This window comes from Nocardia sp. NPDC056952 (assembly GCF_042674185.1).
Taxonomy (GTDB): Bacteria; Actinomycetota; Actinomycetes; order Mycobacteriales; family Mycobacteriaceae; genus Nocardia.
Genome location: NZ_JBHURA010000001.1, coordinates 970,248 through 983,473, shown reverse-complemented (window position 1 = coordinate 983,473; position 13,226 = coordinate 970,248). Strand labels below are relative to the sequence as shown.

At 70.2% G+C, this 13,226-nt stretch carries 11 protein-coding genes and 1 pseudogene; 8 read left to right on the top strand and 4 right to left on the bottom strand.

Going from position 1 to position 13,226, the window contains the following annotated elements; genetic code table 11:
- Positions 1-33: 33 nt before the first annotated feature.
- Positions 34-450, top strand: a pseudogene (locus ACFTS5_RS04360) (L,D-transpeptidase); the annotation flags it as partial.
- A gap of 111 nt (positions 451-561) precedes the next feature.
- Positions 562-1,950 (top strand): hypothetical protein, encoded by a 1,389-nt coding sequence (locus ACFTS5_RS04355; protein WP_378627301.1) that lies wholly within the window; start codon positions 562-564, stop codon positions 1,948-1,950.
- A 179-nt stretch (positions 1,951-2,129) separates the two neighbouring features.
- On the opposite strand, the gene ACFTS5_RS04350 is transcribed toward ACFTS5_RS04355, so the two are convergent.
- Positions 2,130-2,981, bottom strand: coding sequence for a bifunctional 5,10-methylenetetrahydrofolate dehydrogenase/5,10-methenyltetrahydrofolate cyclohydrolase (locus ACFTS5_RS04350; RefSeq protein WP_378627299.1), 852 nt, complete (start codon positions 2,979-2,981; stop codon positions 2,130-2,132).
- Positions 2,982-3,144: 163 nt separating this feature from the next.
- On the opposite strand from ACFTS5_RS04350, the gene ACFTS5_RS04345 reads away from it, so the two are divergent.
- Positions 3,145-4,017, top strand: coding sequence for a YdcF family protein (locus ACFTS5_RS04345; protein ID WP_378627298.1), 873 nt, complete (start codon positions 3,145-3,147; stop codon positions 4,015-4,017).
- A gap of 64 nt (positions 4,018-4,081) precedes the next feature.
- Positions 4,082-4,885 (top strand): putative protein N(5)-glutamine methyltransferase, encoded by an 804-nt coding sequence (locus tag ACFTS5_RS04340; RefSeq protein WP_378627297.1) that lies wholly within the window; start codon positions 4,082-4,084, stop codon positions 4,883-4,885.
- A gap of 136 nt (positions 4,886-5,021) precedes the next feature.
- On the opposite strand, the gene ACFTS5_RS04335 is transcribed toward ACFTS5_RS04340, so the two are convergent.
- Together ACFTS5_RS04335 and ACFTS5_RS04330 are read right to left on the bottom strand one after the other, a co-directional pair.
- Positions 5,022-5,849, bottom strand: coding sequence for an SDR family NAD(P)-dependent oxidoreductase (locus ACFTS5_RS04335; RefSeq protein WP_378627296.1), 828 nt, complete (start codon positions 5,847-5,849; stop codon positions 5,022-5,024).
- Positions 5,850-5,891: 42 nt separating this feature from the next.
- Positions 5,892-7,466, bottom strand: a complete 1,575-nt coding sequence (locus ACFTS5_RS04330) for a succinic semialdehyde dehydrogenase (protein ID WP_378627294.1) — start codon at positions 7,464-7,466, stop codon at positions 5,892-5,894.
- A 147-nt stretch (positions 7,467-7,613) separates the two neighbouring features.
- On the opposite strand from ACFTS5_RS04330, the gene ACFTS5_RS04325 reads away from it, so the two are divergent.
- A complete protein-coding gene (locus tag ACFTS5_RS04325; RefSeq protein WP_378627293.1) occupies positions 7,614-8,294 on the top strand; it encodes a TetR/AcrR family transcriptional regulator in 681 nt (226 codons plus the stop codon).
- Here the strand turns inward: ACFTS5_RS04325 and ACFTS5_RS04320 are convergent.
- On the bottom strand, positions 8,268-9,185 hold the full coding sequence (locus ACFTS5_RS04320) for a DMT family transporter (protein WP_378627291.1): 918 nt from the start codon (positions 9,183-9,185) through the stop codon (positions 8,268-8,270). The two genes, ACFTS5_RS04325 and ACFTS5_RS04320, sit on opposite strands and share 27 nt — an antisense overlap.
- 262 nt (positions 9,186-9,447) lie before the next feature.
- Here ACFTS5_RS04320 and ACFTS5_RS04315 point away from each other — a divergent pair, with 262 nt between their 5' ends.
- The 3 genes from ACFTS5_RS04315 (at position 9,448) to ACFTS5_RS04305 (ending at position 13,202) form a co-directional block, all read left to right on the top strand.
- Positions 9,448-10,149, top strand: coding sequence for a response regulator (locus ACFTS5_RS04315; RefSeq protein WP_378627290.1), 702 nt, complete (start codon positions 9,448-9,450; stop codon positions 10,147-10,149).
- The gene (locus ACFTS5_RS04310) at positions 10,146-11,183 is read left to right on the top strand and encodes an ATP-binding protein (protein WP_378627289.1); all 1,038 of its coding nucleotides are present in this window, start codon (positions 10,146-10,148) and stop codon (positions 11,181-11,183) included. The genes ACFTS5_RS04315 and ACFTS5_RS04310 overlap by 4 nt, the downstream gene beginning before the upstream one ends.
- A 72-nt stretch (positions 11,184-11,255) precedes the next feature.
- Entirely contained in the window at positions 11,256-13,202 is a 1,947-nt protein-coding gene (locus ACFTS5_RS04305) for a DUF4153 domain-containing protein (RefSeq protein WP_378627287.1), read from the top strand.
- Positions 13,203-13,226: the final 24 nt, after the last annotated feature.

Genomic DNA, 13,226 nt, shown 5'->3' with positions numbered 1-13,226 from the left:
GCAGCCTGGTCGGGAGCCGCGTCCGCGGACCTGATCGGAGGCCAGCGCACCCAATACGGCGGTGGCACCTACGCCGAGGCCAACCTGTCGACGCACACCTTCACCGTCAGCCAGGGTGGACAGGTAGTGCGGGTGATGCCCGCGTCGATGGGCAAGCCCGGCTTCGAAACTCCCACCGGCACGTTCAGCGTGCTCGAGAAGGATCGGTCGGTGGTGTTCGACTCGCGGACCATCGGCATCCCGCTCGACGACCCCGAGGGCTACATCATCGACGGTGAATACGCCGTGCGCCTCACCTGGGGTGGTGTGATGGTGCACTCGGCTCCGTGGTCGGTGGACTCGCAGGGCAACGCCAATGTGAGCCACGGCTGCATCAACCTCGCACCCGACGACGCCGCCTGGTACTACGAGAATGTCGGCATCGGCGATGAGGTCTATATCCACTGGTAAACATTTTCCCTCGTGGCATTCGGCGAACGCGCCGTCAGGGCAGTATCGTGCCCGTAACGAAATCGTTGCGGGACATACCCTGACGGCGACGAGCCTGATGAAGGTGGGGCGATGGATCGACCGGAAGCGCACAGACCGATCGGGGCTCGACAGCACGACCCGGGATCGGCCGGTGCTCCGCTCGCGGCTGTCACCCCGATTCGGCGGTCCCGCGACCTGAGCGCGCCACGGCCCCGCCGGGCGAGCGATCAGCCCGCCGGCGGCGCCCGCCACCGGATAGAAGGCGGGCCGACGACACCGGCCGGTATTCCGGTCATCTCGGCGGCCCGGCTTCGCGACGCCGAACACGACGAGGTCGTTCCCGTCGTCCCGGCGGACGCCACCGTCACCGATCGGCTGCCCGTGGTCGGCGGGAAATTCGATCCCGGTGCGCGCCACCGCCTCCCGGACACCGCGTTCTCGATCGACGACAACGGCCCCGACACCGATCAACTCCCGATCGTCACCGCCCCCGGCCCCGCGTGGGCGGCCCTCGAACATCCGAGGCCCGGCTACGACGCCGCGTCGACCTGGCATTCGCGTCCCACACCCGAGTACCCCGGTGCGGACAGCTTCCCACCGCGCCCGGCGGCCGTGCCGACCAGCGGCGCGGACACGTTCCCACGGCGCCTCGCGCCGGAGAACCGTGCGGATACCTTCCCACCACGCCCCGCACCCGAGAACCGTGCGGATACCTTCCCGCCACGCCCCGCGGCGGACTACCGAGGTCCGGATACCTTCCCGCCGCACCCGGCGCCCGAGTACCTCGGCGCGGACACCTTCCCACCACGCCTCGCACCCGGTTACCCGGAGACGGACGCCCTGTCATCACACGACACCGACAACGGCGCCGACGACGAATCCTCGCGTGCCGCACCCGATTACAACGGTGACGACGAAGTCTTCGCGCGGATGATCGACCGCTCCAAGCGACGGCGGGTGCCCCGCTGGGTCGCACCACTGGTCGCCTCGGTGGCAGGCGCTGTGCTCCTCGGCGGCACCTATGTCCAACTGCGCGGGCCCGCACCGGCTTCCACGGCGGCGAGCACCCCGCTCATCCCGAGTTCGGCGAGCCCGGTGACGGCCGAGTGCCCCACCGAACAGATCGGTGCCATGGTGCGGGGCAACGGCGCGGGCGGCACCGAGTCCGGAATCGCGGCGATCATGGCCTTCCAGCACGCCTACTACGTCGCGCGCTCCGGCGACGAAGCACGGACCCTCGTGGCACCAGGTGCCGTGGCGCCGTCTGCGGCCGCCATCCAGGCCGGGATCGACTCCACTCCGGTGGGAACTACGCACTGCGTGGAGATCACCCCGGGCGCCTACACCGGGCAGTACCTGGTCAAGATCACCGCGTTCCGACCGGATTCGGCCCCCAGCACCTACACACCACAGCTGGTGGGGACCGCCGAGGTCGGCAACAAGACGCTGATCACGTCATTCGGAGCGGCACCCCGCTAGCTCCGAAACGCGGGCCGGTCTCGACTACGGCCGCCTCGGCACCGACCATGGTCCGCACTCGATCAGCAGGCGGCCGCTGGTCTACCGCCGTTGACGGGTCTCGACGCGCTGTCGCGCCGAGACCACACGGTATCGACTTCGCCCGCGGGTAGATCCCGCGGGCGAATCGCGAAAGATGCTCAGGCGCGTGCTTTCTCGGCCGCGACGACCACATGGCGCATGAGCAACGCGGTGGTCACCGGGCCGACACCGCCGGGCACCGGGCTCAGCGCCGCGGCCTTACCGGTGACCGACGCCGCGTCGACATCGCCCACGATCTTGCCGTCCGCGGCCTCGTTGGTACCCACGTCGACCACCACGGCGCCGTCGCCGATGTGCTTACCGGTGACCAGGCCGATCCGGCCCGCCGCGGCGACCACGATATCGGCGGGAGTCGTCACCGCGGCCAGATCGGCGGTGCGTGAATGCGCGACGGTAACGGTCGCGTTCTCGGCGAGCAGCAGCTGAGCGAGGGGCTTTCCGACGATGTTGGAGCGGCCGACCACGGTGACCAGACGCCCCTGCAGCGCGATCCCGTGATGCTTCAGCAGCTCGACGACGGCTTCGGAGGTGGCGGGGACGAAACCGTCGAGGCCGGACGCGAGCAGGCCGAGTGAGAGCGGGCTGACACCGTCGACGTCCTTGGTCGCGGCGATCGCCGAACTCACGTCGTCGAGGTTCACGCCCGCGGGCAGAGGGGTCTGCAGCATGATCGCGTCGGTCGCCGGGTCGGCGCTGCGCGCGCTCAGCTCGGCGCGGATCGCCTCGGCGCTCGCGTCGGCGCCGAGATCGATGCGCTCGCAGGCAATTCCGAGCCGTTCGGCCGCCTTGCGCAGGGAGTTCACGTACCAGGCGCTGGCCGGGTCGTCGTTGGCGACGATCAGCGCCAGCGTCGGCGCGGTGCCCGCGGCGGTGAGCGCGGCCGCGCGCTCCTTCGAGTCGGCGTTGATGGCGGCGGCGAGTTCCTTGCCGGTCAGCGAAGCGGTATCCACGGTGTGACACCTTATCCGCCGCCGGACCGGCGACGTGGCGCCGGGCCGCGACGCGCGCAAGCTGGTCGAGGTCCACCGCGGTCCGGACGGGCGGTCGTAGGGTGTCGGCAGCTCTGCTCTGCCAGCACGTACCGAACCGTTCGCGGGAAGGGTTGCGACTGTCGTGAAGATCTCGAAACACTGGAAACACCTGGCCGCCGCTGTCGTGGCGACCGCCGCGCTGACCGGCACCACGGTCGGCCCGGCCGCCGCGGAAGCCGATGTGGCCGCGCTCTACAACTCGGCACAGCGCCACTTCACCGACGGTGACGACGCCGCGGGACGCGCCGACCTGCGTGCCCTGATCGCCGCCGATCCCCATGATGCCGACGCGCTCGCGCTGCAGGCGATCTGGTCGCACTACGCGGGTGACGGAGCCGCGGTCGGTGACGCCCTGGCCCGGCTCGGCGGTATCGACGCGGGCATGGCGGCGGGCACCAATCGCGTGCTGCACGCGGTGACCGCGGCCGCTGCCACCCTGCCCAACCCGCTGCCCGCGCTCGTCGGTCCACAGACCGGCATCGTGGTCCTCGGCTACGGGCTGCTGCCCGACGGCGCGTTGCGCCCGGAGCTGGAGAACCGGCTCACCGCCGCGTGGTTGCAGGCGATCGCCGCACCGTTCTCACCGGTGATCGTGACCGGCGGCAATCCGCAGAACGGCATCTCCGAGGCCGAGGCGATGCGGCGCTGGCTGGTGGCGCGCGGGCTGCCGGGCGATCGGATCCATGTGGAGGACCGGGCCGGGTCGACCGTGCAGAACGCGCTGTTCAGCACGCGACTGCTGCGCGATCTCGGCGCGACCAGCGCGGTGGTGGTGACCTCGCCGAATCACATTCGGCGCGCGGTCGCCGACTTCATCGTCGCGGGGACGACCGTGGTCGGCGCCACGACCTCGCTCGAACAGCTGGTTTCCCAATTGCCTCCGCCCGCGCGCAACGCCCAGCGCGGGATCTATCTCGACGCGACGCGCACCTTCGAACTGGACACCGCGCGCTGATTCGTCGCGCCGCCACCGTCACCGGCGGTGAAAATTCGGTTGCCCGGTCAGGAACAATCGGCGCATGAGTGGTTCCGGTTTTCCCGAGGTGGTCGTCGAGTTGCGGCGCGCGGGATGTGTATTCGCCGAGGACGAGGCCGCGCTGCTGATCGAGGCGGCCGGCGGCGATCCTGGGCGCCTCGATGCGTTGGTCGGACAGCGGGTCTCGGGGACTCCGCTCGAATATCTGCTCGGCTGGGTGGAATTCCGGGGGCAGCGGGTAGCGGTGCGTCCTGGCGTTTTCGTACCGCGTCAGCGCACGGCGTTCCTGGTGGAGCAGGCGGTCGACGGCGTCGCGCCGGACACGGCGCGAGCCTGCGTGGTCGACCTGTGTTGTGGCTGTGGGGCACTGGGGCTGTGCGCGGCGACCGAGCTCACCGCACGTGGGTGCGATGTCGAGCTCGTCGCCGCTGATATCGACCCCGTCGCCGTCGCCTGCGCGCGCGAGAATCTCGCGCCGATCAGCGCGCCGGTGTTCGGCGGTGACCTGTTCGACGCGCTGCCGGGCGACCTGCGCGGGCGCATCGACATCCTGCTCGCGAACACACCGTACGTGCCGAGTGCCCGAGTCGCGGATCTGCCACCGGAGGCACGCGAGCACGAGCCGCTCGCCGCGCTCGATGGTGGAGCGGACGGGCTCGACGTGTTCCGCCGGGTCGCCGAAGGGGCGGCCACCTGGCTGGCGCCGGGCGGCACGGTATTGGTGGAAACCGGGGCGGGGCAGGTCGACACCGCGTGTTCGGTGCTCACCGCGCACGGTCTCACGCCGCGCGTCGCCGAGTCCGAGGAGTACTACGCCACGGTGGTTCTCGGCACCCGGGATCGCTGATCGCGTGGACACCACGACCGTCGAGACCGATCAGTAGCCCGTCGACGAGGCCGCGCGCACTGCCGCCGGACGCGACGATGCCCCCGTCGACCGATCGCCTGCGCGACCCGTCGACGGGGGCACCCGTCCCGAATGCCTACTTGCGTCCGGTGAACTGATCCATCGAGTGGTACACGCCCACCGCGTTCAGGTAGAAGTCGCGAACCTTGATCGGCAGCAGACCGGTCAGTGCCCGGTTCATCCGCGAGGTCCACGGGAGCACCACCAGGGCGCCGCCCTTCTTCATCTCCGACCACGAGGTGTCGACGACCTCGTGCTGCTCGAGCATCGGCGTGAACAGAATGCCCTTCGCGCCGTCGAACATGCCGGTGTTGATGTAGGTCGGGCAGACCGTGGTGACCTTCACGTGGTCGTGGCCCGCCTGCTCGAGCTCGAGGCGCACCGAATCCGACCAGCCCAGCGCGGCCCACTTCGACCCCGCGTACACGGCCATGCGCGGATTGGCGACCAGACCGGCCGACGACGCGATATTGAGCACGCGCCCCTCGCCGGCACCGGCGACCATGCCGGGCAGGAACTCCAGGGTGACGTACATCGGAGCCAAGGAGTTGATCGCCATCGTCTTGTCGATGTCGGCGCGGTTCTCGGTTTCCCAGAAGTAGGTGTTGCCGCGCACGATGCCCGCGTTGTTGACGAGGATGTCGATGCCGCCGACCTCCTTGCGCACCGCCTCGCCCGCCTCACGGATCGAGTCCTGCGACGACACGTCCACCACGTAGTGGTGCACCTTGCCGCCCGCGGCGGTCAGCTGCGCCGCGGTCTCGCGCAGCGCCAACTCGTTGATATCCCACAGCACTACCGCGTCGGCGCCCTCGGCAACGGCCTTCTCGGCGAACAACTTGCCGAGTCCCATGGCGGCACCGGTGATGAGGACCCGCTTGCCTGCGACCGTTTCCAACTTCATTCTCGCTACCTACCCCTGCTCGTGTTGCTACTTCTGCCGCATCTACTTCTGGCGCAGCGTCTTCATGACACCGAAAACCAGCGTCATCGTCTTGGCCCACATCTGCTCGGACATGCCGGGCAGCGGCGCGATCGGCAGCACCCGCTGGACCGCGATGGTCTGGGTGTCGATGTACTTCAGCAAGCCTTCGGGACCGTGGCGGCGCCCCTGGCCGGAGATGCCGAGACCACCCGAGGGCGCGTCGACGCTGCCCCACGCGGCGCTGAAACCCTCGTTCACATTCACCGAGCCGGCGTTGATCCGGGCGGCGATCTCCTTGCCGCGGTTCACGTCCCGGCTCCACACGCTGGCGTTGAGGCCGTAGGCGGTGTCGTTGGCCGCCTCGACGGCAGCTTCGTCGGAGTCGACCTTGTACACCGAGACGACCGGGCCGAAGGTCTCCTCGCGGTAGACCGTCATGCCGGGCGCCACGTCGGCGAGCACGGTGGGCTCGTAGAAGTACGGGCCGAGATCCGGGCGGGCACGGCCACCGGCGAGCACCTTGGCGCCCTTGGCGACCGCGTCGTCGACGTGCCCGCTGACGGTGTCGAGCTGACGCTGGAAGGTCAGCGAACCCATGTCCCGGCTGTAGTCGAGCTCGCCGCCGAGCGACATGTTCTTGACGTTGCCGACGAATTCCGCGACGAACTGGTCGTACACGGTGGCGTCGACGTAGATACGCTCCATCGACTCGCACAGCTGACCGGCCGACGAGAAGCACGCGCGCACAGCCAGTTTCGCGGCCTTGGAGACATCGGCGTCGGCCAGCACGAGCAGCGGGTTCTTGCCACCGAGCTCGAGGGAGTAACCGATCAGGCGCTCGCCGGCCTGCTGGGCGATGGTCCGGCCGGTGGCGCTGGAACCGGTGTAGTCGACGTAGTCGGCGCGCGCGATCACCTCGCCACCGATCTCCCGGCCGCGGCCGAGCACCGCCTGCCACAGACCGCGCGGCAGCCCGGCCCGCTCGGCGGCGTCGATGGCCCACAGCGCGGTGAGCGCGGTCTGGTTGTCGGGGCGCGCGATGACCGCGTTGCCCGCGATCAGGGCGGGCAGCGCGTCGGAGGCGGCCAGCGCCAGGGGGTAGTTCCACGGCGAGATGACCGCCACGACGCCCTTGGGCCGGTTGTGCACCTCGACCGAGGTGAGTACCGGCAGCACGCCGCGCGGCTTGCGGTCGGCGAGCAGTTTGGGCGCGACGGTGGCGTAGTAGCGCGCGTTCAGCGCGACGTCGGCGATCTCGTCGAAGGCGTGCGGCCGGGACTTACCGGTCTCGGTCTGCACGATGTCGAGGATGGTGTCCTGCTCGGCGAGCACGATGTCGTGGAAGCGGCGCACGATCTCGGCACGCTGCTTCACCGGGACCTTGGCCCAGTCGCGCTGCGCGTGCCGGGCGACCGCGAAGGCACGTTCGATATCGGCGACCGAGGACTGCGGCAGGTCACCGATCTTGTGGCCGGTGGCCGGCGCGAAAACCGCGACCGACGGTGCGCCACCGGCGACGCCGCGCTCGAACAGGGGCTTGACCAGCGCGGCGGGCAGCGCGGTGGGTTCGGCGGTCAGCTCGGGGGCTGTCGTCATTGTCGGCCCTTCTCCTCAACAGATGGATCGCGCGGAACGGGTCGCGCACGTTCAGGTTATTTACTGAACACTAGTGTTAGATTAATGCCAGCGCCCTGGTTCGTGTCAAGCTTTCAGTGCGCGAGGACCAGCGGTGAGGGAGGTGCGATGACCGAGGAAGCGACGACGGTGCGTCGCGGGCGCCCGCCGCAGACCCAGGAGCAGGCCGAGGAAGTCCGCGCCAGGATCATCGAGGCGACCGCCGCGGTGTTCACCCGCAACGGTTCGCGCGGGTTGAGCGTCGCCCAGATCATCGAAGAAGCCGGGCTGGCCAGGCCCACGTTCTACCGCTATTTCGGCAATGCGTCCGAGCCGCTGCACGCGGTGCTCGACGCGTCCAACGACGGCCTCGTCGGCGGCATCCGCGAAGCACTCGCCGGCACCGACGAGCCGGTCCAGCTGGGCATCCGGCTGATCGACGCGTATGTGGACTGGGCGCGCGGGCACGGCCCGATGCTGCGGCCCCTGTTCGCCGAGCTGCACGATCCCGGCTCGGTGGTATCGGGCTATCGCGAACGCGCCCTCGACGACATTCGCGACCTGGTGCGCAAGACCTTCGGCGAACTCGGGCGCCCGATCCCCGCACCGCTGGACCTGGACGCGGCGCTGCACGTGTGCGAGTACATCGTCTACCGGCTCACCGCGGGCAGTGAGCCCGGCAGCGATCCCGATCCGGCGCTGGCGTCCGAGGCCAGGGTGACCATGATTCGCGTCCTGCTGGTCACCCTGGGCACCCGCGACGATCTCGCCTACGCGATGGAACTACCCGGCCTGTTCCCTGATCCGTAGCGCTGCGGGGTCCCCGGCCACGCGTCCCGCGGTGACCAGGGCGAGCGAGAGCAGCGCCGCGCCGAACCAGCCGACGAGACCGAGCCGCTCATCCAGCAACAGCACCGCCAGCAACGTGCCGGTGAGCGGTTCGAGCAGCGCCAGCAGTGCGCCGGTGCCCGCGCCCGCCGCGGTGAGGCCGCGGAAGTAGCGCGTGTACGCGATGGCCGTCGGGAACAGCCCGAGCGCGAGAGCTCCCAGGATGCCGGGCAGATTCGGGTCGAGCGCGGTGCTGGTCATGGCCGCGGGCAGGGCGAGCAGGATCGCGCCCGCGGTGAACCCGACGCCGGTGCCGGTGACGGGGTCGAGTCCGGTTACCGGAACCGCGGCGATCACCGTGAGCACGGCGAAGGCGGTGGCCGCACCCAGCGCCATGGCCGCGCCCCACAGCGCCCGCGCCCCGTCCGCACCCGGTGCGCCGACCAGCAGCGCGAGGCCGGTGAGGGCGAGCGCCATGCCGCAGGCGCGGGTGCGATCGAGAGCTCGCCTGCCCGTGAGGTACTCGGCCAGCGCGACGACGACCGGCGACATCCCGATGGTGATCAGGGTCGCCAGGCTCACCGAGGACAGTGCCACCGCGCCGAAATAGCAGCCCTGGAACACCGGCGCCAGGACGGCGATCGCGCCGATGCGTCGCCATGCGGGCGCACCACGCGGGATCGCCCGGCGGGTGAGCACGCAGAGTCCCACCAGCAGCAGCCCACCGACGGCAAGGCGCACGGCGGCGACCGCGATCGGGGACAGACCGGTCGATCGTTGAACGAGGGTGCCGAGCAGGCCGCCGGTCCCCCAGAGGATTCCGGCGACGACGAGATCAGCTGTGCCCGTGCGGGCGGACAGCGAAACAGACATGGGTGTGCGCTCCTGCGACAGAAGGTGAGGGGGTCGCGAGAAGCGAGGTGCTGGAGTGAGCAGGCTCGACGGGTCGGCCCAGCGAAACCACGGGCGGCCGGTTCGGCCGGTGCGCGCTACTACCGAGCGCGGCGGGGCACCTCGCTCAGGAGGCGGGCGGCGGGGTGGAACGGAAGCACTCGTGCACGTCGCGAGTGTACTCCACACAGAATCTCCACATTTGGCGTCGCAACCCTCCACACCCGCTCGCTAGGGTCGCACCATGGACAACAGTGGGGGCGGGACAGGACAGGCGGCACGCCGGATCCTGGTGGTCGACGACGAGGTGACGATCGCCGAGTCCGTGGCCGCGCGGTTGCGGGCCGAAGGGTTCACCGTCGACCTGGCACACGACGGGCCCGCCGCGGTGGCGGCGGCGCTGGCGGGGGAACCCGATCTGGTGGTTCTCGATGTGATGTTGCCGGGGTTCGACGGGCTGGAGGTGTGCCGCCGGATCCAGGCCGAGCGACACATGCCCGTCCTCATGCTCACCGCGCGCACAGACGAGACCGACCAGCTCATCGGGCTCGGCGTCGGCGCCGACGACTACCTCACCAAACCGTTCTCGATGCGGGTGCTCGCCGCCCGGGTACACGCCCTGTTGCGGCGGGTGGATCGGGCCGCCGAGCGGGGCGACACCAGCATCGTCGTCGGCGATCTGCGGATAGATCTCGCCGAACGGCGGGTGTGGCGCGGTGATACCGAAGCACGGCTCACCCCCCTGGAATTCGACCTGCTGACCCGGCTCGCGCAGCGTCCGAGGGCGGTGCTGGCCAGGGAGCGATTGCTCGAGGACATCTGGGACTGGTCCGACGCGGCGGGGACCCGCGCGGTGGATTCGCACGTGAAAGCGTTGCGGCGCAAGCTCGGTGCCGATCTCATCCGCACCGTACACGGTGTCGGGTACGCCCTGGACGCGCGATGACGACCGCCGACCGCGCCGCGGAATTGATGGACCGGATCGCCGACGTGCTGCCGCGGCCGCTGGACCGGCTGCGGTCGATCAAGCTCAAGCTGGCCGTGTTGATGTTGTGTTCGGGCGGTGTCGCGTTCGGGTACTTCCGGCTGAAGATCGGCTGGCTGCCGCCACGCACCACGGTGGCCGCGATCGGCATCGCGCTGCTCACCTCGCAGTTCCTCGCCCACGGGATCACCCGGCCGCTGCGCGAGATGACCGCGGCGGCGCGGCGAATGGCCCAGGGCGACTACAGCTTCCGGGTGCGGGCGTCCTCGCGGGACGAAGTGGGTCAGCTCGCGACCGCCTTCAACCAGATGGCCGCCGACCTGGCCGCCGCCGACCGGCAACGGCGCGACCTGATCGCCAATGTGTCCCATGAGCTGCGCACGCCGGTGACCGCGCTGCACGCCGTGCTGGAAAATCTGGTCGACGGGGTGAGCGAACCCGACCCGGCGACGCTGCGCACCGCGCTGGCCCAGACCGAACGCCTCGGCCTGCTCGTCTCGGAACTGCTCGACCTGTCCAGCATCGAGGCGGGCGCGTTCACGCTGGATCGCGAGAACCTGCCGCTGGCACCACTCTTGGCGGAGGTGATCGCCGAAGCCGAGGTGATGACCGCCGCGCTCGGTCGCGGTGTCCGGTTCACCACCGGGATCGAACCCGGCTGCACGACCGTGTTCGCCGACCGGGCCCGTCTGCATCAGGTGCTGTTCAACCTGCTCGACAATGCCGCCAGGCACGGCCCGTCCGGCGGCGAGGTCCGCGTCTCGGCATCGACCCACCAGGAGGGGACCGTCGTCGAGATCCAGGACGACGGCCCCGGCATCCCGGAAGCCGAGCGCGCCACCGTCTTCGACCGTTTCACCCGTGGCGGGCGCACCGACGGCGGCGGCACCGGCCTCGGACTGGCCATCGCCCGCTGGGTGATCGACCTGCACGGCGGCACCATCGCTGTCGCCGACCCCGGCTCCCGCATCCGCGTCGTCCTTCCCACGGACTGACCTCTACTTCGAAACCAGCGACCCGGCACTTAGGTCCCGGGACGCATCCGCACACCTCCAGGAGGGGAACCTATGTCCGACAAGCCGATACCCGAGGCGCCGACGCCCGATCAGGGTGCCGCCGAGAACCAGCACACCGCGGCACGAGCCGCCGACAAGCCCGGCGCCGACACGACCACAACCGCGACCGACCCGGCAAGCGAAGCAGTCGCGAGCGGCGTGCCCGACTCCGGCAGCACCGCCGCAGACCTCCAGGTGGGCGGCGATGCGGAAGGCTCCGGTACTCAGTCGACCGCTGTGCTCACCAAGACCTCGCCGGACCCGGCCACGCCGCCCGCACCGCCCGTCTCGGTCTCGTTCGCGAAATTGCCGGCCGCCCCGTCCGGGACCGCCGACCTGCGAACCGCGGCGTGGCCGAGTCTGCCACCGCCCATTCCCCCTGTCCCCCCACGCTGGCAGCGGGTAGCGCGCCCACCCGGTGTCCTCCCGGCCGCGGCACTCGCCGGAATCATCGGCGCCACGGTGATCCCGCTCGACCGTCCCGGCATCGGCTGGCTGATCGCGGGGACCGCCATCGCCGGAGCTCTCTGCGTCGTCGACTATCGCGCCCGGTCCGGCGGTCCGTCACCCGAGCCCACCTCGGATTCCGCACCGACGGCCGAAACGTCACCCGCGCCGGCTCCGTCCACGCCGGTGCCGGCTGCGGCCGACGAAGTCAGCACGAACACCGCTGAACCACTACCACTTTCGGATACCGGTGCACTCGCACCGTCCAACGCCGACGACGTCGCGGCAGCCTCCCGCGCTGTTTCGATCGGCGATCGGGCCTGGTGGGCGGCAGCCGCGATGGTGCTGCTGGGAGTGGGAACGGTTCGGGCGGCGGGCTGGCTGTTCGTGCTGTGTGTGCTCGCGGCATGCGTCGCCGGGTCGCTGGCGGTGTTGGGACGACGAAGTGTGCGTGGCATCGCGCACGACATGTTCGCGGTGCCGTTGGCATCGTTCGGGGCGGTGCCGTGGGCGTTCTCGGGGCTGCGGGAGTCGCGGTCGGTGGGGACCTCGAGTATCCGCCGGTACGGGATCTCGGTGGCCGCGACGGCGGCGTTGCTGGTGGTGTTCGTGCCGCTGCTCGGTGGGGCGGACGCAACCTTCGCCGAGCTGCTGAACGGGCTCGTCCCGACCGTGGACGGCCCGGCCATGTGGCAGTGGATCTTCTTGTTCGCTGTCGTCACGGTAGGTGTGCTCGGAGCGCTGTATGTGCTGGCCGGGCCACCTTCACGCGCGGCGGATTCGGTGCGGCCGCAGCGGCTGTGGTCACGCAGTGAGTGGATGCTGCCGGTCGGGGCGCTGACCGTGTTGTTCGCGGTATTCGTCGGCGCGCAGTTCGTCGCACTGTTCGGTGGCGACGATTACGTGCAGCGCACCGCCGGTCTGACCTATGCCGAATACGCCCGCAGCGGCTTCTGGCAGTTGTCGGCGGTGAGCGTTCTGACGCTGGCCGTGATCCTCGCGGTACTGCACTGGTCGGTGCGGGAAACCACTGCCGACCGCCGGTCGCTGCGCGTCCTGCTGAGCGCGGTGAGCGTGCTGGCGCTGGTCATCGTGTGCTCCGCACTGGGCCGGATGTGGACCTACCAGCAGGCTTACGGGTTCACCGTGCTGCGCCTGCTGGTGACCACCTGCGAGCTGTGGGTCGGCCTCGTCTACGTTCTCGTGCTGGCCGCCATCGCACGACTGCACTGGAGCTGGGTGCCGCGCGCCGCGATCGGCGCGGCGTTGGCCACCCTCATCGCCCTCGCGGTGATCAATCCGGAATATCTTGTCGCCGAACGCAATATCGACCGCTGGCAGACCAGCGGCCGCCTGGACGCGGACTACCTGAGCAGTCTGTCCCCCGACATCCTTCCCGCCCTCGACCCGCTGCCCGCACACCTGCGGACACAGATCGAAACCCCCGTCGTCGACGACCTCGACCCCGACCACTGGTGGTCCTGGAACTGGTCTCGCAGCTCAGCCCGCTGACCGCCGCAGGCGCGCTCGCTCGTT

Coding starts and splice junctions, on each gene's coding strand:
- ACFTS5_RS04355 (WP_378627301.1), top strand. CDS start 562: ATGGATCGACCGGAAGCGCACAGACCGATCGGGGCTCGACAGCACGAC.
- ACFTS5_RS04340 (WP_378627297.1), top strand. CDS start 4,082: ATGAGTGGTTCCGGTTTTCCCGAGGTGGTCGTCGAGTTGCGGCGCGCG.
- ACFTS5_RS04335 (WP_378627296.1), bottom strand. CDS start 5,849: ATGAAGTTGGAAACGGTCGCAGGCAAGCGGGTCCTCATCACCGGTGCC.
- ACFTS5_RS04330 (WP_378627294.1), bottom strand. CDS start 7,466: ATGACGACAGCCCCCGAGCTGACCGCCGAACCCACCGCGCTGCCCGCC.
- ACFTS5_RS04325 (WP_378627293.1), top strand. CDS start 7,614: ATGACCGAGGAAGCGACGACGGTGCGTCGCGGGCGCCCGCCGCAGACC.
- ACFTS5_RS04320 (WP_378627291.1), bottom strand. CDS start 9,185: ATGTCTGTTTCGCTGTCCGCCCGCACGGGCACAGCTGATCTCGTCGTC.
- ACFTS5_RS04315 (WP_378627290.1), top strand. CDS start 9,448: ATGGACAACAGTGGGGGCGGGACAGGACAGGCGGCACGCCGGATCCTG.
- ACFTS5_RS04310 (WP_378627289.1), top strand. CDS start 10,146: ATGACGACCGCCGACCGCGCCGCGGAATTGATGGACCGGATCGCCGAC.
- ACFTS5_RS04305 (WP_378627287.1), top strand. CDS start 11,256: ATGTCCGACAAGCCGATACCCGAGGCGCCGACGCCCGATCAGGGTGCC.